Source organism: Providencia rettgeri, from assembly GCF_001874625.1.
GTDB lineage: Bacteria > Pseudomonadota > Gammaproteobacteria > Enterobacterales > Enterobacteriaceae > Providencia > Providencia huashanensis.
The window spans coordinates 3,997,252-4,022,813 of sequence record NZ_CP017671.1 but is presented as its reverse complement, the minus strand read 5'-3'; the positions used below and the strand labels follow the sequence as shown (position 1 = coordinate 4,022,813).

The following is a 25,562-nucleotide window of genomic DNA, read 5'->3' as shown; positions in this document are numbered from 1 at the left end:
AGATGATAATAAAGGCGATCGCAGCCTTCGGACGCCGATGGATTGATATTTTTTCTGCGTTTGGTCGAGCTGGTTATATGCTGTTTCGCGCTTTACTTGGCAAACCAGAGTTTCGTAAACAGTGGCCATTATTGATGAAACAATTGTATGCCATTGGCGTACAGTCTTTACTGATAGTTGCTGTTTCAGGTTTGTTTATTGGAATGGTTCTTGGGTTACAAGGTTACCTTGTCCTGACAACATTTAGTGCAGAGGCAAGCTTAGGGATGATGGTGGCGCTTTCCCTATTACGTGAACTTGGTCCTGTTGTGACAGCTCTATTATTTGCTGGGCGGGCAGGGTCAGCATTAACAGCCGAAATTGGTCTAATGAAAGCAACTGAACAAATCTCTAGCCTTGAAATGATGGCAGTTGACCCTTTAAGGCGAGTCATTGCTCCGCGTTTTTGGGCTGGTTTTATTAGTATGCCATTGTTATCACTGATTTTTGTTGCTGTCGGTATCTTAGGCGGCGCATTGGTTGGTGTTGATTGGAAGGGTATCGATGAAGGTTTTTTCTGGGCGTCAATGCAATCCTCAATTGATTGGCGGCTAGATTTGGTTAACTGTGTGATTAAAAGCTTAGTTTTTGCTTTAACAGTAACTTGGATAGCGCTATTTAATGGCTATGATGCAATCCCCACTTCTGAAGGGATAAGTCAAGCAACAACACGAACCGTTGTGCATGCATCATTGTCTGTTTTAGGACTGGATTTCGTACTTACCGCACTGATGTTTGGGAACTAAGTCATGCAAAGTAAAAAAAGTGAAATATGGGTGGGTTGTTTTATGTTGCTGGCGATAGCCGCAATCATTTTTTTGTGTTTAAAAGTTGCTGATTTGAAGTCGATTGGGAGCCAATCTACCTACCAAATCTCTGCCTCTTTTGAAAACATTGGAGGTTTAAAAGAAGGCTCACCAATTAAAGTCGGTGGGGTGGTTATTGGTCGAGTTGCCAGTATCACTTTAGACAAAAAAAACTATATTCCCGAAGTTAAAATTGATTTATTGAGCGAGTACGACAATATTCCTGACTCTAGCTCACTTTCAATTCGTACTTCTGGGTTACTAGGGGAGCAATATATCGCAATGAATATTGGCCCAGACGATGAAGAGTTAGGTATTGCAATATTGAAAAATGGCGGGCGTCTAGAAGACACTAAGCCTGCCATGGTGCTAGAGGATCTCATCGGACAGTTCTTGTATAAGAGTGGTGATAGTCAAGGTACAGAGCCAGCGACAGAGTAATTTGAAGCTCTCTTTGAATAGTAAAGGAATTAATTATGTTTAAACGTTTAATGATGGTTGCCATGCTTGTTATTGCTCCATTTGCTATGGCGGTAGACCAAACCAACCCTTATAAATTAATGGATGAAGCGGCAGCGAAAACTTTTAATCGATTAAAAGCAGAACAGCCGAAAATTAAGCAAGATCCTGAGTATTTAAGAACGATTGTTCGTGAAGAGCTTTTGCCTTATGTTCAAATTAAATATGCGGGCGCTTTAGTGTTAGGCACCTACTATAAAGGTGCAACCCCAGCGCAGCGTGAAGCTTACTTCAAAGCATTCGAAGCTTATCTAGAACAGGTTTATGGCCAGGCATTAGCGATGTATCATGGGCAAACTTATCAGATTGCACCAGAGCAACCTATCGGGGATAAAAACATTGTTGCTATCCGTGTAACAATCGTTGACACCAATGGTCGCCCACCTGTACGTCTAGATTTCCAATGGCGTAAAAATAGTAAAACAGGTTACTGGCAAGCGTACGACATGATTGCAGAAGGTGTGAGCATGATCACCACCAAACAAAACGAATGGGGTGATATTTTACGTAAGCAAGGCGTTGATGGCCTAACAAAACAGTTAGAAGCTAGCGCAAAAGCCCCGATTACTTTAGAAGAGAAAAAGTAATATGAGCCACCCGTTAGCATGGGAACAAACAGAAATGACATTGCATCTAACGGGGACGTTAGACCGCGATTCTTTAATGGTGTTTTGGGATAAAAAGACGGTATTACTAGAAAGCATAGGTAATATCAATGTATCCGGTTTAACACATGTTGACTCTGCAGGTCTTGCGATGCTAGTTCGTTTAAAAGGCGAGTTCCAAGCTAAGAACCGCTCGCTGAGTATTACTGGTATTAGTGAGAACTTGAAAACATTGATTGAACTATATGGGGTTCAAACGGTGATTGCGAGTTAGGTTAAATGTCCTAAACTAAGTCAAGTTATGTAAAAATAAGCGCCTCTATGTGCTTTTCAGCTCGAGAGGCGTTTTCTTTGGTTTAAGTGTTAAGCTTAATCCTTTAGGATAGGGTCTTGCCTTGACTGCTCCGATTACGATGTTTTGATATAGGCAACGAAACATGGTGAGTTAGGGTAATATTATAAATCACAAATAATTAATAAAATTGAGTCATTATGGATACCAACGAAATTAAGCAAGTATTGATGGATAAGCTGTCTCTGGATGAGGCTATTGTTACTGGTGATGGCAGCCACTTTCAGGTTATTGCCGTCGGTGACATGTTTGACGGCATGAGTCGTGTTAAGCAACAGCAAGCAATTTATGCGCCTTTGATGGAGTATATTGCGGATAACCGCATTCATGCTTTATCAATTAAAGCGTACACCCCTGCGCAATGGGAGCGCGATCGTAAACTTAGTGGTCTTTGATTTCAAAGCCTAAGCGAACAGCCTGTAAAATTCGACATACGAGAACACTTGAATGGATAAGTTTTTAGTTAAAGGGCCAACCCGGTTAGAGGGTGAGGTGACTATATCTGGCGCAAAAAATGCGGCATTACCAATCTTGTTCGCTGCTTTATTGGCTGAAGAGCCAGTAGAAATTCAGAATGTCCCTCATTTAAGGGACATTGATACCACCATTAAATTACTGAATCAGCTTGGTACGAAAGTTAAGCGTAATGGTTCTGTGTATGTCGATGCCAGCACTGTGACAACTTATTGTGCACCTTATGATTTGGTTAAAACGATGCGTGCTTCTATTTGGGCATTGGCACCATTAGTCGCGCGTTTTGGTCATGGTGAAGTTTCTTTACCAGGTGGTTGTGCTATCGGTGCGCGCCCTGTTGATTTACATATCTCTGGTTTAGAACAATTAGGCGCAAATATTGTTCTAGAAGATGGTTATGTAAAAGCAACAGTAGACGGCCGTTTGAAAGGCGCATGCATTGTGATGGACAAAGTCAGTGTGGGTGCGACTGTTTCTATTATGACAGCAGCAACGTTGGCTGAAGGTACGACAACGATTGAAAATGCGGCTCGTGAGCCAGAAATTGAAGATACTGCTAATTTCCTTAATACCCTTGGTGCCAAAATTACAGGTGCAGGTACTGACCGTATTGTGATTGAGGGGGTTAAGCGCTTAGGTGGCGGTGTCTACCAAGTTCTACCTGATCGTATCGAAACAGGGACATTTTTAATCGCCGCCGCAGTTTCTCGTGGGAAAGTGATTTGTCGTAATGCACGCCCAGATACACTTGATGCTGTATTAGCTAAATTACGTGAAGCTGGTGCGAAAATCGAATTAGGGGATGACTGGATTAGCTTAGATATGGAAGGTAAACGCCCGAAAGCAGTTACTTTACGTACAGCACCACACCCAGGTTTCCCAACGGATATGCAGGCACAATTTAGTTTGCTCAACCTTGTTGCTGATGGTGCAGGGATGATCACCGAAACGATTTTTGAAAACCGTTTCATGCATATTCCAGAGTTGATCCGAATGGGCGCTCATGCTGAAATTGAAAGTAATACTGTGTTGTGTCATGGCGTTGAAAAACTGACCAGCGCCCAAGTGATGGCAACAGATTTACGCGCTTCAGCAAGTTTAGTTATTGCGGGTTGTATAGCCGAGGGGACTACGACGGTTGACCGTATCTACCATATTGACCGCGGCTATGAGCACATTGAAGATAAATTACGTGGTTTAGGTGCCGATATTCAGCGAGTACATTCTGACGATTAGTCATATTGTTAGCACAGGTCGGTAGTAAACCTATTGACTTAGTTAAACCCAAAAAAAGGTTGTTCTTCGAATGGAACAACCTTTTTTATTACAAAGAGAATGAATAAATTAACCCGCTTGGCCTTCAGGGATTTCCTCAATAATAACATCAATATTTTTGACTTCGCCATCCCGTAATATTTGTACTGCGGCTTTACTTCCGGGGCGAATTTCAGCCACTAAATCCATGGTTTCTGCCGCAGAAATGGCAGGCTTACCATCAACGGATAAAACAATATCACCTTGCAAAATCCCCGCTTTGGCGGCAGGCCCATTCGGAGCCACTTGGAAAACACGTAAACCTTGTATTTGATTGATATTATTATTGTTTGACCTAATTTGTGGTAGTTCGCGGGCGGTGATCCCAATGTAACCACGGATCACCCGACCATCACGGATTAGTTTATCCATGATTTTAGTCGCTAGTGCCGTTGGAATAGCAAAACTTAGCCCTTCAGAGCTAATACCTTGGCCTGCGGTAAATGAAAGCGTGTTAATACCAACTAATTCCCCTTCAGTATTGATTAATGCACCACCTGAGTTACCTGAATTAATTGAAGCATCAGTTTGTAGGAAGTTTTGTCGGCGTGTTGAGCTTAGCCCTACACGGCCAGTTGCGCTAATAATACCTTGGGTGACGGTTTGACCAATATTATAGGGGTTACCAATAGCAAGAACGACGTCACCAACATGGGTAACACGCTTGGTGTTAATGGGGATTACAGGCAGGTTGTCTGCGTCTATCTTAAGCACAGCGAGGTCAGTTAATGAATCCGAACCGACTAACAAGGCATCAAAGATAGCGCCATCTTGTAAGGCTACAAGGATTTGGTCTGGGTTATCAACAACATGTTTATTCGTAATGATATAGCCATTTGGGCTCATGATTACGCCAGAACCGAGAGATTTTAGTTCACGACCAGATTGGGAAAAACTGCCCTTGGAACTACTATACACATACACTACAGCTGGAGCCGCACGGCGCACAGCTTTATTATAACTGACGGGTTCGCTATTTGTTTTACCATACAGTAAGTCAGCTAAGCCTTGAGGACGCAACGAAGGAACCGCAACGATAATAATCAATGCAGTTAACAGGCCAAGCATGACGGATAAAGTTAGCTTCTTAACCATAAAATATCGAACATTCAGTTATTTTTTCAACGTACCCTTGAGCATAACATAAAAAAACAGGCACAGCAGAGTGATACTGTACCTGTTTTATTGATTTTAAGATGGAGTTTAATAAATTAATTTTTCATTAATAGATACAAGGTTTCCCCATCACGCAATACTTTCATTGCCAGCACTGGTGGCTTACCGTCAATAATTTTACGGAATTGGTCAATGGTCTCCACACGTGAGTCATTGACACCAAAGATTAAGTCACCTTTCATTAGGCCAATTGCAGCCGCAGGTGATTTTGGAGCCACGCTATCTACTTGGACACCTTTGGTATTACTGATAATTGCATTAGAAATAGTTGCACCTAATAAGGATTCACTTAGTTTTTCTGCTTTAGTTGCCGTACCTTCATCGTTCTCTAATACAACTTTGACATCAATTGGTTTACCAGAGCGGATTAAGCCAATGGTAATTTCTTTACCTATTTGGCTAGTACCAATTTTAGCTCTCAACTCAGCGAAACTGTTAATACGTTTACCATCAACTGAGACTAAGACGTCACCAGATTTAATACCCGCTTTAGCCGCAGATGATTTAGGAATAACTTCACTTACAAAGGCACCGCGTTGTGCATCAATGTTAAATGCTTTTGCGATATCGGAGTTCATCTCCGTACCTTTAATTCCTAAAATACCGCGTTTAACTTCCCCATGTTTAATCAGTTGTTCACTTAGGTTTTTAGCCATATTACTTGGGATAGCAAAACCGATACCGATATTACCGCCACCAGGGGCTAATATTGCAGTATTAATACCGATTAGCTCACCATTTAGGTTAACTAATGCACCACCTGAGTTACCACGGTTAATTGAGGCATCTGTTTGGATAAAGTTTTCCAAACCTTCAAGATTTAATCCACTACGACCTAATGCTGAGATAATCCCTGAAGTTGCCGTTTGGCCTAACCCAAATGGGTTACCAACTGCGACAGCAAAATCACCAACACGTAGTTTATCTGAATCTGCAATGCTAACAGCCGTTAAGTTTTTAATATCTTTGTTATTCGTGATTTTCAGTAATGCGATATCTGTTTGTGGGTCTTTACCAATCAATTTTACCGCGATTTCACGGCCATCATTTAATTGGATTTGAATTTTGTCCGCACCATCAATTACATGGTTATTAGTTAAAATATACCCTTGTTCTGCATCAATAATTACACCGGAACCAAGCCCTTCAAATGGGCGCACGCTTTGTTGTTGTGATGGAACATTTGGGCCAAAAAAGAATTTTAGCTCTTCAGGGATTTGTTGATTTTGTACACGAGTCCCTGATACATGAATATTAACCACTGCGGGTAATACTTTTTCAAGCATTGGGGCTAGGCTTGGTAAATTTTGACTTTGTGCTGTTACGGGTAATGAAGCGGGTAATGCTGCACTGCTAACGGCAGGAATAGCGGCTAATGATAACCCTAGGCTCATTGCTACAGCGGTAAGAAAAAAGTTTTTTCTTTTCATAATTTAGTCGATTCTCTCAAAAATAATTATCAATTCACTGTGGATACATTTTTGGGGGTAACACAATGAGTTGAGATATTGGTTGGTATCAGATTCAATTTTACTGAAGACTATGACTATAGATTATGCGCAAAAGTTCCCTTTACGGGTAGCGAATATCCATTCTTTTACATCTATTTACATGCAACTTAAGTGAAACTTTAACTTCTATACAGTTGCTAAATAAATCATTAAGTTACATTTAGATGGAAATTTTGTTCAGATTTATTAAATGAGTATTTAAAAGCAGAAGATACAGGTGGAATAATAAAATTCAGTGAATGTTATAAGGAATCACCAGTAAGTGGCACTTACTGGTGATAAACGAAGAAAATTACTTTTCTTTCTCTTCAAGAGGGCGGAACAAGCCTGATGCGCCATCAGAGTAATCTCTTGGTGGCATTTTAACTGGTGCTTGGTCGTTATCTGCCTCAGATTCCGTTAAGCGATAGTTAAATGGGTTATCTTGTGCAGGCATATCAGGCATCAATTCAGACGAACTTTGTGCCATGTGTTGATACAGTTGACGGTAGTCACGCGCCATTTTATCCAATAGTTCTGCGCTGCGAGCAAAATGGCTAACAAGCTCTTTACGGTACTCTTCAAGTTCAGTGCTTTTTTTGTCTAACTCAGCTTGCGCTGTTTTTTGTTGGCGAAGTTTTGGGTTACCATAACGGACAACTAGTGCGCCGATGATAAAACCAACAATTAATCCTATTAATGCATACTCCCAGGTCATGCTGACTCCTTCATTACTTCAATGTTCACAGATTCAATGTTCGCAGAAATTAAGTGTCGTTACCGTTACTATACCTTAAATAATTCAAGTTGCATGTAAGCGTCAAGTAAAGCATTTCAACATATTGTAATTTGACAATTAAGTGATGAGAAAACCCACAAAACTTGAACTAGCTAAACTAAAGTTATTCAGAACTTAAAGGTAGAATCTTAAGTTGAATTTCCTTACTCTATATCGATTCGTTAACCGAAAGTTAAATGATAACTGAATCTGGTTATAATAAAGGCAGTGTATATCAAATAACGGTAAAAAAACCGAAATTTTTAAGGATTATTCAGTTAATGTCACCAATGAGCCCTACAATGCGTTATCAACAAGCGTTAGCTGATGGGAATTATCAGCCTGATGACGTACAAAAGCTTGCTGTCGAACGCCTAGATAAAATTTATCAGAACCTCGTTAATGCACCTTCAATTGTTCCTAGTGAAAAACCTTCTGGTTTAAAGCAACGTTTTAGCCGCTTATTAGGCAAAACTCCGACTACATCGATAGTGCCTGTACAAGGGTTATATATGTGGGGGGGAGTGGGTCGTGGAAAAACATGGCTAATGGATATGTTTTACGAAAGTTTACCAGGAACACGTAAACTTCGTTTGCATTTTCATCGTTTTATGAAAAAAGTACAAGAAGATTTAATGGCGTTACAGGGGCAAGAAAACCCGTTAGATATTATTGCCGATGAATTTAAAAAACACACTGACGTGTTGTGCTTTGATGAGTTTTTTGTCTCTGATATTACTGATGCAATGATTTTAGGTACTTTACTTGAGGGGTTATTTGCTCGGGGTATAACGTTAGTGGCTACCTCGAATATTATTCCTGATGATTTGTATCGTAATGGTTTGCAGCGTGCTCGTTTTTTACCTGCGATCGAGCAAATTAAAAAGTATTGCGATGTAATGAACGTCGATGCAGGGATTGACTATCGCTTACGGACTCTAACTCAAGCTCACCTATTCTTGTCGCCAATTAATAGTGAAAATCGTCAACATTTGGATGACGTTTTTGTTAAATTGGCCGGGAAGCAAGGTGAACAATCACCGGTGTTAGAAGTTAATCACCGCAAAATGCAGGCGATCCGTACCGCGGAAGGGGTTTTAGCAATAGAGTTTAAGGTGCTTTGCGAAGAGCCTCGTAGCCAAAACGACTATATCTATTTATCGAACTGTTACCATACTATCTTGTTATATAATGTACCTGCCATGGGTACGAACGATGAAAACTCCGCTCGCAGGTTTTTGGCCTTAATTGATGAGTTTTATGAGCGTAAAGTTAAATTAATTATTAATGCAGCAGTACCGATGGAATCGCTTTATCAAGGGCAATTACTGGCGTTTGAATACCAACGTTGTTTGTCCCGTTTACAAGAAATGCAAAGTGAAGAATACCTTAAAATCCCACATTTGGCTTAAGTGGATAAACCCTTAAGTCGATAAACCATTGGTATTTTATCGAGCAAACGCCTTGGAATGCACAATTTAAGTACAAATTAGGGTGTTTATTCGAATAAACGTAAAAAAAATGCATTTGGGGTCGATTTTTGTTGCTGACTTCTCTATAATCTTGCGACCCCACGTTACAGCATTGTTTTTTATTTCCCAAAAAATAATGCATTAATGCCAGTTAGGCTGCTCGAAGGGGTAGGTTTACTGGACAAAGAGTCGTGTGAACCTCAGAAAGCTTATGAACATGAGTGTTCACCAACGTGTAACTTCAATATTGGGTAAGTTTTAATGAAAACTTTTACAGCTAAACCAGAGACCGTAAAACGCGACTGGTATGTTGTTGATGCAGATGGCAAAACTTTAGGCCGTCTTGCAACTGAAATTGCTAGCCGTTTACGCGGTAAGCATAAAGCGGAATACACTCCGCACGTGGATACTGGTGATTACATCATCGTTCTGAATGCAGAGAAAATTGCTGTTACCGGCAATAAACGCGAAGACAAAATCTACTATCGCCACACTGGCCATGTAGGTGGAATCAAGCAAGCAACTTTCGAAGAAATGATTGCTCGCAGTCCTGAGCGTGTGCTTGAAATCGCGGTTAAAGGCATGTTGCCAAAAGGACCTCTGGGTCGTGCAATGTACCGTAAACTGAAAGTTTACGCAGGTAATGAGCACAACCACGCGGCTCAACAACCGCAAGTTCTTGACATTTAATCGGGATTATAGCAATGGCTGAAAATCAATACTACGGCACTGGTCGCCGCAAAAGCTCATCTGCTCGTGTCTTTATTAAGCCGGGTAGCGGTAACATCACAATCAATCAACGTACACTGGAACAATACTTTGGTCGCGAAACTGCGCGCATGGTTGTTCGTCAGCCGTTAGAGCTGGTTGAAATGTTAGAAAAACTGGATCTGTACATCACTGTTAAAGGTGGTGGTATTTCAGGTCAAGCAGGCGCAATCCGTCACGGTATTACACGTGCACTGATGGCTTACGACGAGACTCTTCGTTCTGATCTGCGTAAAGCTGGTTTTGTTACCCGTGATGCGCGTTCTGTTGAACGTAAAAAAGTGGGTCTGCGCAAAGCACGTCGTCGTCCGCAGTTCTCCAAACGTTAATTTATTGCCCTTTGGGCATGAAATTAATGAAAAAACCCGCCTTTATGGCGGGTTTTTTATTGTCTGTTGTTTTTGATTAATTAATATTGGTAATACTTGATTAAATATAGCGATTAAAAAGAAATTGATATAATTTGTAGAAAAAAGAATTATTTAGTTTAGAATTTAAAATTATTATTAGTTGGGTGTTATTTAGTTCATTTATTTATTATTAAATAACCAAAGTATGGATTCAACTCCAAGGATTTAAATCCATATATAAGTATATTTTTAGTTAATAAAACTATTTTTTTTGTGATTTAACCTGTCATTGAAATATACTTATGATTTTTTCGATGCTTCCCCCCTAAGCTGTACAAAATCTGTTAGAATATGTGCCTGTTTTTTATTTCGGATTTCTCGCCTTTATTGTGCGGGAGGGTTGTGTTGGCTTTCAGTATGGATAAATGAAAGACGGACACTGGGGATTTTAAAATGGGTAATCGGTAATTAAATACTTAATTACATTTCGTCCATTTTGTATTTTGGAGGTTTTAATGGCTGTCGCTCCTAATAAACGTTCGGTAATGACATTGTTCTCTAGCCCAACTGACATTTTTAGCCATCAGGTACGTATTGTTCTGGCTGAAAAAGGAGTTAGTGTTCAAATTGAATATGTTGAACCTGGTCAGCAACATAAAGATTTGATTGACCTCAACCCATACCATAGCGTTCCAACGTTGGTTGATCGTGATCTAACGCTTTATGACCCACATATTATCATGGAATACCTTGATGAGCGTTTTCCTCATCCACCATTAATGCCTGTTTATCCAGTTGCACGTGGTACAAGCCGTCAATTAATGTATCGCATTAAAAATGACTGGTATTCATTGATGGACAAAATTGAGAAAGGCACGGCACAAGAAGCTGCAAATGCCCGCCGTCAATTATCTGAAGAGCTGATCGCAGTTTCTCCTGTTTTTGCTGAAATGGACTTCTTCATGAGCGAAGAATTTAGCATCGTCGATTGCTATTTGGCTCCATTGCTGTGGCGCTTACCTGTACTCGGTATTGAAATTAACCCATCAATCAGCAAATACTTACATTTTTATATGGATCGCGTTTTTGACCGTGACGGATTCAGCGCGTCATTGACGGATGCTGAAAAAGAAATGCGCGAGTCTAGACAGCCTATTAGAAGAGGCTAAAAATGATGGAAATGACACCAATGTCACCACGTCGTCCTTATTTGTTACGTGCCCACTACGAGTGGTTACTTGATAACGATATGACTCCGCATTTGGTGGTTGATGTCACCGTTCCCGATGTAAACGTTCCTATGGAGTTTGCTCGGGATGGGCAAATTGTTTTGAATGTAGCGCCTCGAGCCGTCGGTAATTTCGAAATCACCAACGAAGAAGTGCGTTTCAATGCCCGTTTTGGTGGTGTGCCGCGTCAAGTGTATGTTCCAATGTCAGCAATTATGGCGGTATATGCACGTGAAAATGGGGCTGGTATGATGTTTGAACCTGAGACTGCTTATGATGCAGAGTTATCCTCAGGGGTCGAAGATATTGAAGAACCAGAAGATAATATTACTTTAGTTCATGAAGCTGACCTTCCTGATGAAAGTTCGCAAGAACCATCAGGTGATGAGCCACCTAGGCCTCCGAAAGGTAGACCTGCACTAAGAGTTGTCAAATAACAGGCTTATCAGTTTTCATTACTTTAGAAATCAAGTAATAACGATCAACAGAGGGGATAATCCCTCTGTTTTTCTTTTTTTAAAGTATTATTCGGTAATTAAACACCGAGAAAAAGCAAAATTCCTTCAGCTGCTCCGCGGCCATCAGCAATCGCAGTGACTACAAGGTCAGAACCCCTAATGGCATCTCCCCCTGCAAATATCTTTTGATTGGATGTTTGGTATGGAAAACCCGTATGATGACTAGCTAAGATATGACCGTGCTGATTATGCTCAACATCTTGCTCTGCTAACCAAGATTGAGTGTATGGGTGAAAACCAAAAGCAACAATAACCACATCAGCTTCGATAAAAGTATTTGAATTTTCAATGAGTTCTACTTGATAACGCCCATCTTTGAGTTCACCTTTTTGGGTTCGAGAAGCATAAATGCCAGTAATCTGACCATTTTCATTGGTGGCTACTTTGGTCGCTTGGGTATTAAAATAAAATTGAACACCTTCGTCTAATGCATTCGTTATTTCTTTTTGCGACCCGGGCATGCTTGCTTTATCTCTACGATAGACACAATTAACCTGTGCAGCGCCTTGACGAATAGCACTCCGAGTGCAATCCATCGCGGTATCCCCCCCACCTAAAACAACCACGCGTTTTTTATGTAAATCAATGTAGGGTTGGTCTGTAGATGCAGGTAGTGCCATTAAATGACGGGTATTCGCGATTAAATAGGGCAGAGCCTCATACACGCCTTGAATTGATTCAGTTGAGAGGTTCCCTTTAATTGACTGATAGGCACCTGTAGCAATAAAAATAGCGTCATAGGTGCTAAGAAGCGCATCTAACGAGAGGTCAACACCTATTTCAGTATTAAGCTGAAACTGTACCCCCATTTCTGCCAAAATTTCATGTCGCTGCATCATAACGTGTTTTTCTAACTTAAATGCTGGGATACCAAATGTCAGTAGTCCCCCAATCTCGGGATGTTTATCAAAAACGATAGCCTCGACACCATTACGAACAAGAACATCGGCACAAGCTAGCCCAGCGGGGCCAGCCCCAATAATAGCAACACGCTTATTGACTGGAGAAACATGAGAAAGGTCGGGGCGCCAGCCTAATGCAAAGGCAGTATCATTAATATAGCGTTCAATGTGGCCAATAGTCACTGCACCATGGTCGTCATGTAGTACACAAGCGACTTCGCATAACTTATCTTGGGGGCAAACACGGCCACATATTTCGGGTAAACTATTGGTGTGATGGGATAATTCAGCGGCTTCAATGATACGCCCTTCAGCTGCAAGTTTAAGCCAACTAGAGATTGGGTTATGTAAAGGGCACTTCCATTCACAAAAAGGGCTACCACAAGACAGACAACGACTTGATTGTTGTTGAATATCAGAAACGTTATCAGGCTCATAAATTTCAACAAACTCTATTTTACGGGTTGCCAGTGCTTTTTTGTGTGGCTCGCGGCGTTGGAGGTTGAAACTGTTAGAATTCATGGTGTTCCTTAATGAACTTTGTCTGATTTCACTTGGTAAAACTTGGCGTTTTCTTTTAAGTTTATCGCCCATATTTAAAGATAAACAGCATTAATATTTTGTTTTTCAATTGATTGTGATTAAGATTTACTCAGAATGAGTTTTTACCCGAGTAGAAGCAAAGAAAATTCCTGATTGTTATTTATCATTAATAATAAAAAATGGCTATTGAATGAGCAGGATCGACATTTTGTATTAATAAACATCCGAAACTGTCCTGTTTGATATATGATTCAAAGAGAATTTAACTAAGGGGTGGTTATGAAAGTACTTCGCGGCCTTGCGCAATACTATGTCGATTTGATGATGAAACTAGGGCTGGTGCGGTTTTCACTATTACTAGCATCCGCGCTGGTTGTTCTTGCCATGATAATGCAGATGGCCGTGACAATCTTTTTGCGAGGGCATGTTGATAGCCTCGATATGGTCGGGTCGATTTTCTTTGGCTTAATCATTACCCCTTTAGCGGTTTATTTTCTTTCGGTTGTCGTTGAGCAGTTAGAAGAGTCGCGGCAACGTTTGTCGCGCATGGTCGATAAACTTGAAGTCATGCGTAAGCGCGATGCGGAATTAAACATTCAATTACATGGCAATATTGAGCAACTAAATCTTGAAATACAAGAGCGCGAAAAAGCTGAAAGAGCGCACTTGGAACTGCTTGAACAACTCAAACAAGAAATGAAATATCGAGAGCAAACACAGGTTGAACTTGAACAACAATCGGTGTTGCTGCGCTCATTCCTTGATGCATCACCGGATTTAGTTTATTACCGCAACGAAAATAACGAGTTTTCAGGTTGTAACAGAGCAATGGAACTGTTGACTGGTAAAAGTGAAAAACACTTAGTTGGGTTAACACCTCTAGATATTTATGATGTCGAAATTGCGTCTAAAGTAATGGAGACCGATGAAAAAGTTTTCCGCCATAATGTTTCCCTCACTTATGAACAGTGGCTGGTTTACCCTGATGGCAGAAAAGCCTGTTTTGAGTTACGAAAAGTCCCATTTTATGACCGAGTAGGTAAACGACATGGCCTTATGGGCTTTGGTCGCGATATAACAGAGCGTAAACGCTACCAGGAGGCGTTAGAGAACGCGAGCAGGGAAAAGACTACCTTTATCTCAACGATAAGCCACGAGCTTCGTACGCCGCTTAATGGCATCGTTGGTCTTAGTCGTATTTTACTCGATACGAATTTAACTTCAGAACAATCTAGCTATTTAAAAACGATTCATGTCAGTGCAGTGACATTAGGGAATATTTTTAATGATGTCATTGAGATGGATAAAATTGAGCGTCGTAAAGTCCAACTAGATAACCAACCCGTCGCATTACCTGAGTTTGTGAATGATTTAGAGAATCTAAGTGGGTTATTAGTTCAGCCTAAAGGGCTTAAATTTGTTATGGATGTGGCACCTACTTTGCCAAAAACGGTGTTAACTGATGGGACGCGTTTACGGCAGGTATTATGGAATTTAATTGGGAATGCGGTTAAGTTCACGCAACAAGGTGAGGTCAAAGTAAGTATTTGGCAAGAGCCTGAAAACAAAATCTTTTTTAGGGTAAAAGACAGTGGTATTGGCATACCTCAGGATGAGTTAGATAAAATCTTTGCGATGTACTATCAAGTAACAGATTCTGCTGGTGGTAAACCTGCAACAGGGACGGGGATTGGTCTTTCTGTATCACGTCGGTTAGCACAAAATATGGGGGGCGACATACAGGTTGAGAGTGAAATAGGCCAAGGTTCTACTTTTACTTTATCAATTACAGCGCCTGTGGTTGAAGAAGAAGTCGCTGAACATCAAGACAGTGATGATGATTACCCACTACCAGCCTTGCATATTTTATTAGTGGAAGACATTGAACTCAATGTTGTTGTTGCGTGTTCTGTATTAGAAAACCTTGGCAATACAGTTGATGTAGCGATGAATGGTAAAGATGCATTAGCAATGTTTGCTCCCGGTGAATATGATTTAGTGTTATTAGACATTCAATTACCAGATATGACAGGTTTAGATATTTCTAGGCAGCTTAAACAACAGTATGACAAAGAAGATTTACCACCATTAATAGCCTTAACGGCAAATGTCCTTAAGGATAAAAAAGAATATTTTGATGCGGGAATGGATGGCGTATTGAGTAAACCGTTGTCGGTTCCTGCTTTAACTCAAGTTATAGAACAATTTTGGGGGGAGCATACTTCCCAAAATGAGGAAGTTGAAAACCGCGATGTCACATCACAAGTTGATGAGTCTATATTAGATTGTGACATGTTAGAGCAGTACATTGAATTAGTCGGCCCCAAACTGATTTATGATGGGTTAGATGTTTTTGAAAAAATGTTGCCGGGTTATTTAGCTATTCTTGATTCGAATATGGTGGCTAAGGACCAAAAAGGTATTGTTGAAGAGGCCCATAAAATTAAAGGTGCCGCTGGCTCTGTTGGTTTAAAGAATTTACAGAAAATCGCACAGCAAATTCAATCTCCTGATTTACCAGCATGGTGGGATAATGTTCAGGAATGGGTTGATGAATTAAAACAAGACTGGAAAGCAGATATAGAAACTTTAAGAAACTGGGTTGATGAGCGTACAAAAAAATAACCCCAACCGAAGTTGGGGTGCGCGAATACTGCGCCAACACCAGGGAAATCGTTGATCTGCATGTATTTTTTGTTCTTGGCAAATCATTAAATTAGGTATATCACCGTAAAGGGCAACATCAAGATACCAAAATTTAGCGAATCTGTTACAAGATTCATTAAAATCTGTGATGAAGATTGATGTTTCTACCCTTTAGCGCTTGAGAGATAATTTACTACAAATGGAGGAAGATATGAAATCAATTGCGGTTATTTTAAGTGGCTGTGGTGTTTTTGATGGAAGCGAGATCCATGAGTCTGTATTAACTATGTTGGCTTTGAGTCAAAATAATGCTGAAGTTCATTTTTTCGCTCCTGATGATAATCAACCTACTGTTATTAATCATATAACTGGTGAAGAAAAATCAGAGAAACGTAACCAATTAGAAGAATCTTCTCGTATTACACGTGGGAAAATATCGCCTTTGTCGTCAGCTGATGCATCAAAGCTAGATGCCCTCATAATTCCTGGTGGTTTTGGTGCTGCAAAAAACTTATGTAATTTCGCAGTTAAAGGAAGTGAGTGTGAAATTAATAAAGAACTATTAAGTTTAGTACGAGAAATGCATCAGCAGAAAAAGCCACTAGGGCTGATGTGTATTGCTCCTGTCATGCTTCCTAAAATGTTAAATACATCAGTAGAACTAACTATTGGTGATGATAGTGAAACGATTGCTCAGATAGAGAGCATGGGAGGGAAGCACGTCAAATGTACTGTAGATGACATTGTAGTTGATGAGGTTAATCGAGTTGTTACAACACCTGCTTATATGCTGGCTCAATCAATTTCTGAAGCAAATATAGGTATTAACAAGCTCGTTAAGAAAGTATTAGAAATGGCGTGATTATTTAAATGCTAACTTTTGTTTCTAGATTGTGGCACTGGTTAAAGAAGATCACAATTTCATTACTTGTGGTGTGGCTTTTTTCCGTCATTCTTTTTAAATATGTACCAGTGCCATTTTCAGCAGTAATGGCAGAAAGACAAATTACCGCATGGTTAAACTTAAACTTTTCTTATGTATCTCATTCTAAATGGGTAGATGAAAATCGTATTTCTCCGTATGTTTATTTGGCTGTAATTGCCGCTGAAGATCAAAATTTCCCTCATCACTGGGGTTTTGATCTTGATGCAATTGAGAGGGCTTATCAACATAATATGATCAATAAACAGTCAGTCAGAGGGGCATCTACCATTTCTCAACAAACTGTAAAAAACGTATGGTTATGGGATGGAAGAAGCTGGATAAGAAAGGGGTTTGAAACAGCAATGACTCCAGTTATGGAGCTCTTCTGGTCTAAAAAAAGAATACTCACTGTTTATTTGAATGTTGCTGAGTTCGGAGAGGGGGTTTTTGGGGTAGAAGAGGCTGCAAATAAATTCTTTAATAAGCCTGCTAGCAAGCTTACAATGAATGAAGCTGCATTATTAGCAGCAGTTTTACCTAATCCTCATAGGTATAGCGTAAAATCACCCTCTTCTTATGTTTTAAAAAGGCAAGCGTGGATCTTGAATCAGATGCGCTTATTAGGCGGTAAGAATTTTCTGAAAATAAACCAATTGGCTTCGGAATAAGATAAAAGCCATGGTTTTTAACTCATGGCTTTTATTTTTATACCAATATATTATTGTTTATGATTAATTGAGATAAGTGAATGCTGTGGTTACTCGGCGAACACCGTCTGTTTCGCTCGCAATTTTTGCTGCTGCATCACCTTCTTGCCTTGTTAATACCCCCAATAAAAAGACTTCACCATTTTCTGTGATGACTTTTACACTGCCCGATTTAACACTGTCACTGGCAAGAATTTTGGATTTTACTTTGGTTGTTAACCAAGTGTCTTTTGAGGCTGTGCCTAAATCAACAGGTTCACCACTACGAACCTCATTATAAACAGCAGTAGTTCCTTCAACATTCGAGGCGATTTGTTTCGCACGCTCAGCCCAAGCCATGTCAGGGCTTTGCCCCGTTAATAACACATTTCCTTTATACGCAGTCGCGATAATGCGTGCTTTACCTGTTATTTCCTTATCTTTATTAAGTTGTCCACTAACACGTGCTTCTAAGGTGCCATCGTCAACTTGCTGACCAACTGTGCGAGGATCTGTAGCGCTTTTCGTTGCAACAGCAGCAGAGCCGACAACAGCAGCACCAATACAACCTTGTAAAAGAATAGTACTCATGATTATGGCAAAAACTGGTATTAATCGCATTTTGTCTCCTTAATCGTCCTGATGAGGGAAAAGGGTATTATCTATGAGGTCGCACAGACAATTTACAGTAAGTAAATGAACTTCTTGGATACGAACACTTCTTTGAGATGGGATCCTAATTTCAACATCTTGTGGGCCAAGTAACCCTGCGAGCTCTCCACCGTCATAGCCAGTGAGAGCGACAATGGTCATATCTCGCGTTACCGCCGCTTCAACAGCTTTAATTATATCACTGCTATTACCATGAGTAGATATTGCCATTAGAACATCACCATGCTGCCCCAATGCCCTAACTTGTTTAGCATAAATTTCGGACGGTTGTTTGCTGCCTGAGATAGCGGTTAATACAGCATTATCGGTATTAAGTGCCAATGCAGGCAGGCTAGGACGTTCAGTTTCGAAACGGTGGATCATACTCGCGGCGAAACGTTGTGCTGTGGCAGCAGAAGCACCATTACCACAACATAAAATTTTGTTACCATTTAGCAATGATTGAACCATCATCATTGCAGCTCTGGATATAGCATCCGGCAGCGCTTCAGCAGCTGCTATTTGAGTTTGAATACTTTCAGTGAAACAAACTTTTATACGGTCTAGCACTGGTTTTTTCCTATCAAAATTTACCCGTCATACTTCGTGCTGTAGCGGTGTTGGCTACGCTCGCTAACCCTAATCACATACTTATGTATGCTCATAGGGATTAGCTTACTTGCCGCCTTGCTACAACACGAATTATTTAGGGTAATCCCGTCATATCCCATGCTGTAGCGGCGTTGACTACGCTCGCTAACCCTAATCACATACTTATGTATGCTCATAGGGATTAGCTTACTTGCCGCCTTGCTACAACACGAATTATTTAGGGTAATCCCGTCATATCCCATGCTGTAGCGGCGTTGACTACGCTCGCTAACCCTAATCACATACTTATGTATGTTCATAGGGATTAGCTTACTTGCGGCCTTGCTACAACACGAATTATTTAGGGTAATTCCGTCATATCCCATGCTGTAGCGGCGTTGACTACGCTCGCTAACCCTAATCACATACTTATGTATGTTCATAGGGATTAGCTTACTTGCGGCCTTGCTACAACACGAATTATTTAGGGTAATTCCGTCATATCCCATGCTGTAGCGGCGTTGACTACGCTCGCTAACCCTAATCACATACTTATGTATGCTCATAGGGATTAGCTTACTTGCCGCCTTGCTACAACACGAATTATTTAGGGTAATCCCGTCATATCCCATGCTGTAGCGGCGTTGGCTACACTCTTGCAGCCTTGCTACAACGAAAAGTAATATTTGTAGCGTTGTTGATTATACTCGCTAATTTATTCAGGTAGCTTATTTGTCATTCAGATTACGAATACTAGCCATCTTCGTTAAATGCGTTTTGTATCCATTCAAATTGGTTACCCGTTATTGCGCAGATATCAAAACGGCACGAGCTGGTATCGAAACTTTCTTGCCTTTGCGCAAGCCATAATTTTGCAGCGGCTAATAATTTTCTACGTTTATGCCAGTTTACTGATAAAAGTGCATTACCGTAATCACCATTTTTACGAAAACGTACCTCGATAAATACCCAACCAGTATTATCGCGCATTATTAAATCGATCTCACCGGCTCGATTTCTTGCATTACGTTCGACAAACGTTAGCCCTTGTTGTTTCAGGAAAGTGAGTACTTGGTGTTCATAGTACCGACCTGTTAACCATTTTAAGGGTTTCTGGATTGTTTTCATGACGTCCTTGTCTGAAAAGTCACCTTCTCGATGACTTGTTTATACCCTATTGAGCAGGAAGGATCTTCCCTTGCTTGAACTGTAACCAAGGTAATTCGCGGAAAACAACACAATTAGGTGTTGTTGTGAGTACTCCGGATGCACCATTAATACGTAATTGTTCTGGTTGCTGTAATTTATCGAAATTATTAGCTAATGACCATGCATCAATACCCATTGCATATAAGCGAAATAGTGAGTAGTCATTATTTAACTTTTGTTGAGCCTGTTTGCGTAAACTATTGTTTGCACCAGCTAATAAAGGGACCTCGCTGAACTTAACACCGTCCATTTCGAAGCGGTAATCAGCCCCTGAACCTGCTTGGTTACTACGTGAGCTCGTATAAAGTGCTGGACGTGAACGGGTGCTAATTGCCATTTCTATCATCGGTTTGATAAGCGTCAGCTCGTCACGTGTCGCCACAATATAAACACCATCAATAGCACCTGTTGAATCTTCAATTTGAGGGCTTAATTGTGGGCTAACTGTTTCCCCTGTATTAACAGGTGTTCCAGTCATGCGGATACCAGCACCGCGGTTAATGGATTCTTTTAGCGAAGGTACTGAACCAAAGGTTTGCATTAACACGGTCGAGCCGCCTTTCTCTTGCCAACCTTTAGCGAAGGCTTTGGCAATTCTATCGCCAAAGGCATTTGCTGGCACTAATACGAGAGGCATTTGTTTGCCTTCAGACCTCATATAAGCGGCTGCATTTTGCGCTTCATCTTCTGGAGATAACGAAAAATAACAGAGGTTTGGACGAGGTTGTAATTGGTTGCTATCGAGTTCGTTAAGCGCAAGAACGCTAACAGGAGCACCCATTTGTGCTATCACATTTACATCTGTTTTCAGCAGCGGCCCGACAACAAGGTTAAAGCCTTCATTTTTAGCTTGTTCAAGCAGTTGAGGCATTTGTTGATTGGTGGTATCAAAGACTTTGATCGTTTGTGTATTTGTCGGAGTAGCATCAATACGTAAAGCGGAGGTTACCAAGTCATTATCGGTGGTGGCAGGCGCTTCACCCGTGGTCGCTGCGACTTCTGCATAAATTTGGTCGAGTATATCATTACCGCTACTTTGAGCGTTCGCTGTGTTAGCCGGAAGAGATGTGGTTTGCGGGAGCCCTTTTTGAGCATCCATAAACCCTTGCATGATGGCTTGACCGAAAACCTGACCTTGCCCACTCATCGGTAAAAATAGGGCTATTTTCGGGGTTGTGCCAACACGCGGTAACATTGCTTGGAGCAACTGGGTCGGGGGAATTGTGGCCCCTGGGTTATTTGAATAACGCATTTTCCAGTCGTTGAAACCGGTGCGTAGCGCATCAGGGTCATCTTGGTTGTTTTGATAAATATCTAAAAGATCGACCCAACCTTGGAGAATATATTCATCAGCCTCAATTCCGTGGACTTGTTCTGGCGTTAACTGTGTTAACATCTTCCAGAGGCCATCAATATTGGCTTGGCGCTCAGCAGCTGTTTTTAATAAAGGCTCTTGGCTAATATAAGCTCGCAGGGCTTCCATTGAGGGCTTGCCTTGAGCAGCATCAATGATGGCTTGGTAGCTGCTGACATCAGACGTACTTTGCTCAGGTGTTTTTTGGGTGGGCGGGAAGTAATCCGATACCATTTGGCACCCTGACAATGCAAATATAGATAGCATTGCTGTGCAGATTAACCCTTTTTTCAAATGCAAAAAAATTGAAGGACGCATACTGTATCCAATGGTGTATTTTTCAATTGCTTAATTTTAAACCGGCTATTCGGATGAAACAATGAACCAACCTAATCAAGCTGTGGTTATGGCATCCACGCTGTATATCGTCCCAACCCCAATTGGTAATATGGGTGATATCACGCAACGTGCGTTGGATGTTCTTAAACATGTTGACCTTATTGCGGCAGAGGACACTCGGCATTCAGGCATTCTTTTACAGAATTTTGCGATTAATGCACGACTGTTCGCTCTACATGATCATAATGAACAGCAAAAGGCAGATCAATTAATTAGCAAACTTCAACAAGGCGATAGTATCGCATTAGTCTCTGATGCAGGTACACCTTTAATTAATGATCCAGGTTATCATTTAGTCAATCGTTGTCGTGAGGCTGGTATCCGTGTTGTGCCTTTACCCGGCGCCTGTGCAGCGATTACTGCGCTGTCTGCTGCCGGTTTGCCTTCAGACCGTTTTTGTTATGAAGGTTTTTTACCTGCTAAAACAAAAGGCCGTAAAGACGTTTTACAATCACTTGAACAAGAAACTCGGACACTGATTTTCTATGAGTCAACCCACCGTTTGTTAGATAGTTTAGCAGATATGGTAGAAGTCTGGGGACCAGAACGTCATGTTGTTTTAGCTCGGGAATTGACTAAAACGTGGGAGTCAATTGAAGGCCGTCCAGTAGGTGAATTGTTGGCGTGGGTAAAAGAGGATGAAAACCGCCATCGCGGCGAAATGGTGTTAATTGTTGAAGGCTATAAGAAGCCAGAGGATGATTCGGCTATTTCCCCTGATGTGGTTCGCACGTTAAATTTATTACAAAAAGAGCTTCCCCCTAAAAAAGCGGCAGCGATTACAGCCGAAATTTATGGGTTAAAGAAAAATATGTTGTATAAATTGATGCTTGATAATCAAAGCAATGAATGATTTTTAGGCAAATAAAACGGTTACATTAATATAAGTGGTAAATTGCAGGTGCTAGAGTCTGTACAAGCTACAACAAAGTGCCTATAATTCGCCGCGGAGTTGGCCAGACAACCGCTGCTTTATCGTTGTCCCTTCGGGAGACGGGTAAAGGGGAGGAAAGTCCGGGCTCCATAGGGCAGGGTGCCAGATAACGTCTGGGAGGCGCAAGCCTACGACTAGTGCAACAGAGAGCAAACCGCCGATGGCCTGTTTACAGGATCAGGTAAGGGTGAAAGGGTGCGGTAAGAGCGCACCGCGCGACTGGCAACAGTTCGTGGCACGGTAAACTCCACCCGGAGCAAGACCAAATAGGGGTTCATATGGTGCGGCCCGCATTGAACTCGGGTAGGTTGCTGGAGCCAGTGCGCAAGTGCTGGCCTAGATGAATGGTTGTCCACGACAGAACCCGGCTTATCGGCCAACTCCCATTTTTTCGTCATACTTAGCGCTGTCACGGCGTTAGCTTCATTCAGCCACACGGGTCACATACTTTTGTATGCTCCCCGTGCTGTCTTCACATCGCTGCCTTGTTACAGCACTAACTATTTAGAAAAAATCTCAGTTTGTAGTGCTTTAAGCTGTCCTATGTTGGCGTTGCTCGTCAACTCGAGTCACATACTTTTGTATGCTCCTTTTTTTCGTCATACTTCAAGTTGTGCCTGTGTTGGCGTCACTCGTCAACCCTAGTCACATACTTTTGTATGCTCCTAGGGATTTCCTCATTTTGCCGCCTTGGCACAACTCGAATTATTTAGCAAAAACCAACGATAATATTTTTCTATTTCTATTTTTCTGGTCAACCTTCACCATTTTGTTGTATCAAACCATCAACGTCACAACCCCCTGATGCAAATCAATATGTTTTCTGAATATGTAAATACAATAATGGTATTTAAAATGCATGTTAAAGAGATGGGCGTATATGACCAAAAAACCACGTATAAGGTATCAACGCCGCCCCGGTACGACAGGGGGAAAGCTTCCTTGGAATGATTGGCGGAACGCATCAACTTGGCGGAAAGTTGTACAATTCACACTCTTGGCGATAAACCTTTATATCGGTATTACTTTCTATTACTGGGTTCGTTACTACGAAACTGGTGGGGCAACGCTTTATCTTCCTCGTCCGGGTGGGATTGAGGGTTGGCTACCTATTGCTGGGTTAATGAATTTAAAATACACATTAGAAACAGGCAGTTTTCCGGTAATCCATGCGGCCTCAATGTTTCTTTTGGTTTCTTTCATAATTATTAGCTTATTATTGAAAAAAGCCTTTTGTTCGTGGATGTGCCCAATAGGGACAATTTCTGAATACACGGGGAAAATAGGGCAAAAACTGTTTCGTTATCAAAACCAAATCGATTTACCTAAATGGTTAGATATTCCTCTAAAAGGCTTAAAATATTTACTATTAGCTTTTTTTCTCTATATAGCATTATCCATGCCTGCACAGATGATCCAGTATTTTATGATGTCGCCTTATGGGATCATCATTGATGTTAAAATGCTCGATTTCTTTCGCTACATTAGCGGTGTTACCTTGGTGAGTGTTATTGTTCTTGTGGTGATTAGTTTGTTTATTCGCAATGCTTGGTGCCGTTATTTGTGCCCTTATGGTGCATTGTTGGGGCTATTTTCGTTATTTTCCCCCGTAAAAATTCGTCGAGATGTGGAAAGCTGCATTGATTGCGGAAAATGTGCCAAGAACTGCCCGTCGCGTATTCCAGTCGACAAGCTCATTAAGGTAAGAACGGTGGAATGTACAGGGTGTATGACGTGCGTGGAGTCCTGCCCTGTTTCTTCAACCCTAAATTTTTCATTACAAGTGCCAAGAAAAAAACGCCAAGTCCCATTGTCTGGGGTAATTATGTTAGTTTTAACTCTGGGAATGTTATTTAGTGCCATCGGGGTTGCTGCTTACTTTGGTGTGTGGGATAGCCCTGTCCCCGATAATTATTGGTTTCATATTATACCAAATGCATGAATGATAGGTCATTAATATATAATGAAAAAAGCCCCACTACATACTAGATGAGTGGGGCATTTGTTGTTTTGTCATTTGTCACAATGACTGTTTTTTATAACATCTCGCTTATATTTATTTTCCGACTTCTTTTTACTGCTTTAACGCATCAATTAACCGCTTGCTTAACCATCTGCAATAATTGACGAACTTCTTCTGGGCGAGTATTGCCCGTATTTTTATCAATGATTGAGCTATAAATATGAGGAATGATTTTCTTCACGCCTGCATCAAGGGCTATTTGCAAAATTTCCGCAAAGTTATCTAAATCAATACCGCCAGTAGGCTCTAAAGAAAAATCAAATTCAGCACAAGCTTTAGCAATGGCTTTATATTCTTCAATATATTTTAACCCTTTCATATTAAAGAACTTAACAGAGTCAGCGCCCATATCTTTAAGCATCATGATTGCGGTTTCAATGGGGACAATGCCATCTGGGGCTTGTGAGCTTAATGGGCCTGTAGAGATTTTTACCATGCCAACCGTACCTGTCGGTGAGATTAATGCGTTAACGAAGGTCTCGGTTTGGCCTAATAAGGCTCGGCTGATGGGAGCACCTGTAAATACTTGATTTACATGCTGTGGTTGAATTTCCTGTGAAATTAAAGACACCATGGTTGATTGGTTTGGATCGCCAGCCCCAAGACCAACCGATAACGCATTATCCGTCTCTTGCGCGTAGATGCGCATATCAGCTATGGCACTTTCTAAGTCAGGGTAATTTTTGGATAATACACCGACAACGACAAAGGTTTCCGCTGCGACATAAATGTCTTTAGCATTTTGGTGGCTACCAGCCAACACATTTAAACAGACACGGTCACGGTAAAAATTCGGTGACAATTTCATT

25 protein-coding genes and 1 other RNA gene are annotated in these 25,562 nt (G+C 41.1%); 17 read left to right on the top strand and 9 right to left on the bottom strand.

The features are described from left to right. Positions 1 to 2 precede the first annotated feature (2 nt). From mlaE to murA, 6 genes are all read left to right on the top strand, one after another. Positions 3 to 785 (top strand): lipid asymmetry maintenance ABC transporter permease subunit MlaE, encoded by a 783-nt coding sequence (gene mlaE, locus RB151_RS18610; protein WP_042846216.1) that lies wholly within the window; start codon positions 3 to 5, stop codon positions 783 to 785. Positions 786 to 788: 3 nt separating this feature from the next. Then, positions 789 to 1,286 carry an outer membrane lipid asymmetry maintenance protein MlaD gene (mlaD, locus tag RB151_RS18605; RefSeq protein ID WP_042846214.1) on the top strand — a complete coding sequence of 166 codons (498 nt, stop codon included), beginning with the start codon at positions 789 to 791 and terminating at the stop codon, positions 1,284 to 1,286. Positions 1,287 to 1,321: 35 nt separating this feature from the next. Then, a complete protein-coding gene (gene mlaC, locus RB151_RS18600; protein ID WP_042846213.1) occupies positions 1,322 to 1,951 on the top strand; it encodes a phospholipid-binding protein MlaC in 630 nt (209 codons plus the stop codon). A gap of 1 nt (position 1,952) precedes the next feature. Continuing rightward, complete coding sequence (gene mlaB, locus RB151_RS18595) at positions 1,953 to 2,243, top strand: lipid asymmetry maintenance protein MlaB (protein ID WP_042846211.1); 291 nt, start codon at positions 1,953 to 1,955, stop codon at positions 2,241 to 2,243. 218 nt (positions 2,244 to 2,461) lie between these two features. Further along, a complete protein-coding gene (ibaG, locus tag RB151_RS18590; RefSeq protein WP_042846210.1) occupies positions 2,462 to 2,716 on the top strand; it encodes a BolA family iron metabolism protein IbaG in 255 nt (84 codons plus the stop codon). Positions 2,717 to 2,768: 52 nt separating this feature from the next. Further along, on the top strand, positions 2,769 to 4,031 hold the full coding sequence (gene murA, locus RB151_RS18585; protein ID WP_042846209.1) for a UDP-N-acetylglucosamine 1-carboxyvinyltransferase: 1,263 nt from the start codon (positions 2,769 to 2,771) through the stop codon (positions 4,029 to 4,031). Positions 4,032 to 4,139: 108 nt separating this feature from the next. On the opposite strand, the gene degS is transcribed toward murA, so the two are convergent. From degS to zapG, 3 genes are all read right to left on the bottom strand, one after another. After that, positions 4,140 to 5,204 (bottom strand): outer membrane-stress sensor serine endopeptidase DegS, encoded by a 1,065-nt coding sequence (gene degS / locus RB151_RS18580; protein ID WP_042846208.1) that lies wholly within the window; start codon positions 5,202 to 5,204, stop codon positions 4,140 to 4,142. A 116-nt stretch (positions 5,205 to 5,320) separates the two neighbouring features. Then, on the bottom strand, positions 5,321 to 6,715 hold the full coding sequence (locus RB151_RS18575; protein WP_042846207.1) for a Do family serine endopeptidase: 1,395 nt from the start codon (positions 6,713 to 6,715) through the stop codon (positions 5,321 to 5,323). Positions 6,716 to 7,088: 373 nt separating this feature from the next. After that, positions 7,089 to 7,493, bottom strand: coding sequence for a Z-ring associated protein ZapG (gene zapG, locus RB151_RS18570; protein ID WP_042846206.1), 405 nt, complete (start codon positions 7,491 to 7,493; stop codon positions 7,089 to 7,091). 341 nt (positions 7,494 to 7,834) lie between these two features. Here zapG and zapE point away from each other — a divergent pair, with 341 nt between their 5' ends. From zapE to sspB, 5 genes are all read left to right on the top strand, one after another. Next, positions 7,835 to 8,965 (top strand): cell division protein ZapE, encoded by a 1,131-nt coding sequence (zapE, locus tag RB151_RS18565; protein ID WP_071548614.1) that lies wholly within the window; start codon positions 7,835 to 7,837, stop codon positions 8,963 to 8,965. Between the two features lie 321 nt (positions 8,966 to 9,286). Continuing rightward, entirely contained in the window at positions 9,287 to 9,715 is a 429-nt protein-coding gene (gene rplM, locus RB151_RS18560) for a 50S ribosomal protein L13 (protein ID WP_004258237.1), read from the top strand. A gap of 14 nt (positions 9,716 to 9,729) precedes the next feature. Further along, the gene (rpsI, locus tag RB151_RS18555) at positions 9,730 to 10,122 is read left to right on the top strand and encodes a 30S ribosomal protein S9 (RefSeq protein ID WP_004258235.1); all 393 of its coding nucleotides are present in this window, start codon (positions 9,730 to 9,732) and stop codon (positions 10,120 to 10,122) included. A 536-nt stretch (positions 10,123 to 10,658) separates the two neighbouring features. Next, the gene (sspA, locus tag RB151_RS18550; protein ID WP_042846204.1) at positions 10,659 to 11,312 is read left to right on the top strand and encodes a stringent starvation protein SspA; all 654 of its coding nucleotides are present in this window, start codon (positions 10,659 to 10,661) and stop codon (positions 11,310 to 11,312) included. Positions 11,313 to 11,317: 5 nt separating this feature from the next. Then, complete coding sequence (sspB, locus tag RB151_RS18545; protein ID WP_042846406.1) at positions 11,318 to 11,809, top strand: ClpXP protease specificity-enhancing factor; 492 nt, start codon at positions 11,318 to 11,320, stop codon at positions 11,807 to 11,809. Between the two features lie 98 nt (positions 11,810 to 11,907). Here the strand turns inward: sspB and RB151_RS18540 are convergent, their stop codons facing one another. Then, positions 11,908 to 13,314, bottom strand: a complete 1,407-nt coding sequence (locus RB151_RS18540) for an FAD-dependent oxidoreductase (RefSeq protein ID WP_071548613.1) — start codon at positions 13,312 to 13,314, stop codon at positions 11,908 to 11,910. Positions 13,315 to 13,614: 300 nt separating this feature from the next. Here RB151_RS18540 and arcB point away from each other — a divergent pair, with 300 nt between their 5' ends. The 3 genes from arcB (at position 13,615) to mtgA (ending at position 17,574) form a co-directional block, all read left to right on the top strand. Beyond that, complete coding sequence (arcB, locus tag RB151_RS18535) at positions 13,615 to 15,960, top strand: aerobic respiration two-component sensor histidine kinase ArcB (RefSeq protein WP_042846202.1); 2,346 nt, start codon at positions 13,615 to 13,617, stop codon at positions 15,958 to 15,960. A 232-nt stretch (positions 15,961 to 16,192) separates the two neighbouring features. After that, a complete protein-coding gene (elbB, locus tag RB151_RS18530) occupies positions 16,193 to 16,843 on the top strand; it encodes an isoprenoid biosynthesis glyoxalase ElbB (protein WP_048606189.1) in 651 nt (216 codons plus the stop codon). 8 nt (positions 16,844 to 16,851) lie between these two features. Further along, positions 16,852 to 17,574: a monofunctional biosynthetic peptidoglycan transglycosylase gene (gene mtgA, locus RB151_RS18525; RefSeq protein ID WP_071548612.1), complete on the top strand. Its 723-nt coding sequence runs from the start codon at positions 16,852 to 16,854 to the stop codon at positions 17,572 to 17,574. A gap of 63 nt (positions 17,575 to 17,637) precedes the next feature. On the opposite strand, the gene dolP is transcribed toward mtgA, so the two are convergent. The 4 genes from dolP to RB151_RS18505 all read right to left on the bottom strand — a co-directional run bounded on the left by dolP (position 17,638) and on the right by RB151_RS18505 (position 21,715). Beyond that, positions 17,638 to 18,213, bottom strand: a complete 576-nt coding sequence (dolP, locus tag RB151_RS18520) for a division/outer membrane stress-associated lipid-binding lipoprotein (protein WP_042846198.1) — start codon at positions 18,211 to 18,213, stop codon at positions 17,638 to 17,640. Positions 18,214 to 18,222: 9 nt separating this feature from the next. Beyond that, positions 18,223 to 18,813, bottom strand: coding sequence for a DnaA initiator-associating protein DiaA (gene diaA / locus RB151_RS18515; protein ID WP_004908326.1), 591 nt, complete (start codon positions 18,811 to 18,813; stop codon positions 18,223 to 18,225). Positions 18,814 to 19,587: 774 nt separating this feature from the next. Continuing rightward, positions 19,588 to 19,962: a YraN family protein gene (locus tag RB151_RS18510; protein ID WP_042846196.1), complete on the bottom strand. Its 375-nt coding sequence runs from the start codon at positions 19,960 to 19,962 to the stop codon at positions 19,588 to 19,590. A gap of 46 nt (positions 19,963 to 20,008) precedes the next feature. Beyond that, complete coding sequence (locus RB151_RS18505) at positions 20,009 to 21,715, bottom strand: penicillin-binding protein activator (RefSeq protein ID WP_042846194.1); 1,707 nt, start codon at positions 21,713 to 21,715, stop codon at positions 20,009 to 20,011. A 61-nt stretch (positions 21,716 to 21,776) separates the two neighbouring features. Between RB151_RS18505 and rsmI the strand changes: the two genes are divergently transcribed. The 3 genes from rsmI to RB151_RS18490 all read left to right on the top strand — a co-directional run bounded on the left by rsmI (position 21,777) and on the right by RB151_RS18490 (position 24,672). After that, on the top strand, positions 21,777 to 22,649 hold the full coding sequence (gene rsmI / locus RB151_RS18500; RefSeq protein ID WP_042846193.1) for a 16S rRNA (cytidine(1402)-2'-O)-methyltransferase: 873 nt from the start codon (positions 21,777 to 21,779) through the stop codon (positions 22,647 to 22,649). A 95-nt stretch (positions 22,650 to 22,744) separates the two neighbouring features. Continuing rightward, positions 22,745 to 23,118, top strand: an RNA gene (gene rnpB, locus RB151_RS18495) — RNase P RNA component class A. 492 nt (positions 23,119 to 23,610) lie between these two features. Further along, positions 23,611 to 24,672: a 4Fe-4S binding protein gene (locus tag RB151_RS18490; RefSeq protein ID WP_071548611.1), complete on the top strand. Its 1,062-nt coding sequence runs from the start codon at positions 23,611 to 23,613 to the stop codon at positions 24,670 to 24,672. Between the two features lie 148 nt (positions 24,673 to 24,820). On the opposite strand, the gene dagF is transcribed toward RB151_RS18490, so the two are convergent. Beyond that, the gene (gene dagF, locus RB151_RS18485; protein ID WP_042846191.1) at positions 24,821 to 25,561 is read right to left on the bottom strand and encodes a 2-dehydro-3-deoxy-phosphogluconate aldolase; all 741 of its coding nucleotides are present in this window, start codon (positions 25,559 to 25,561) and stop codon (positions 24,821 to 24,823) included. Position 25,562: the final 1 nt, after the last annotated feature.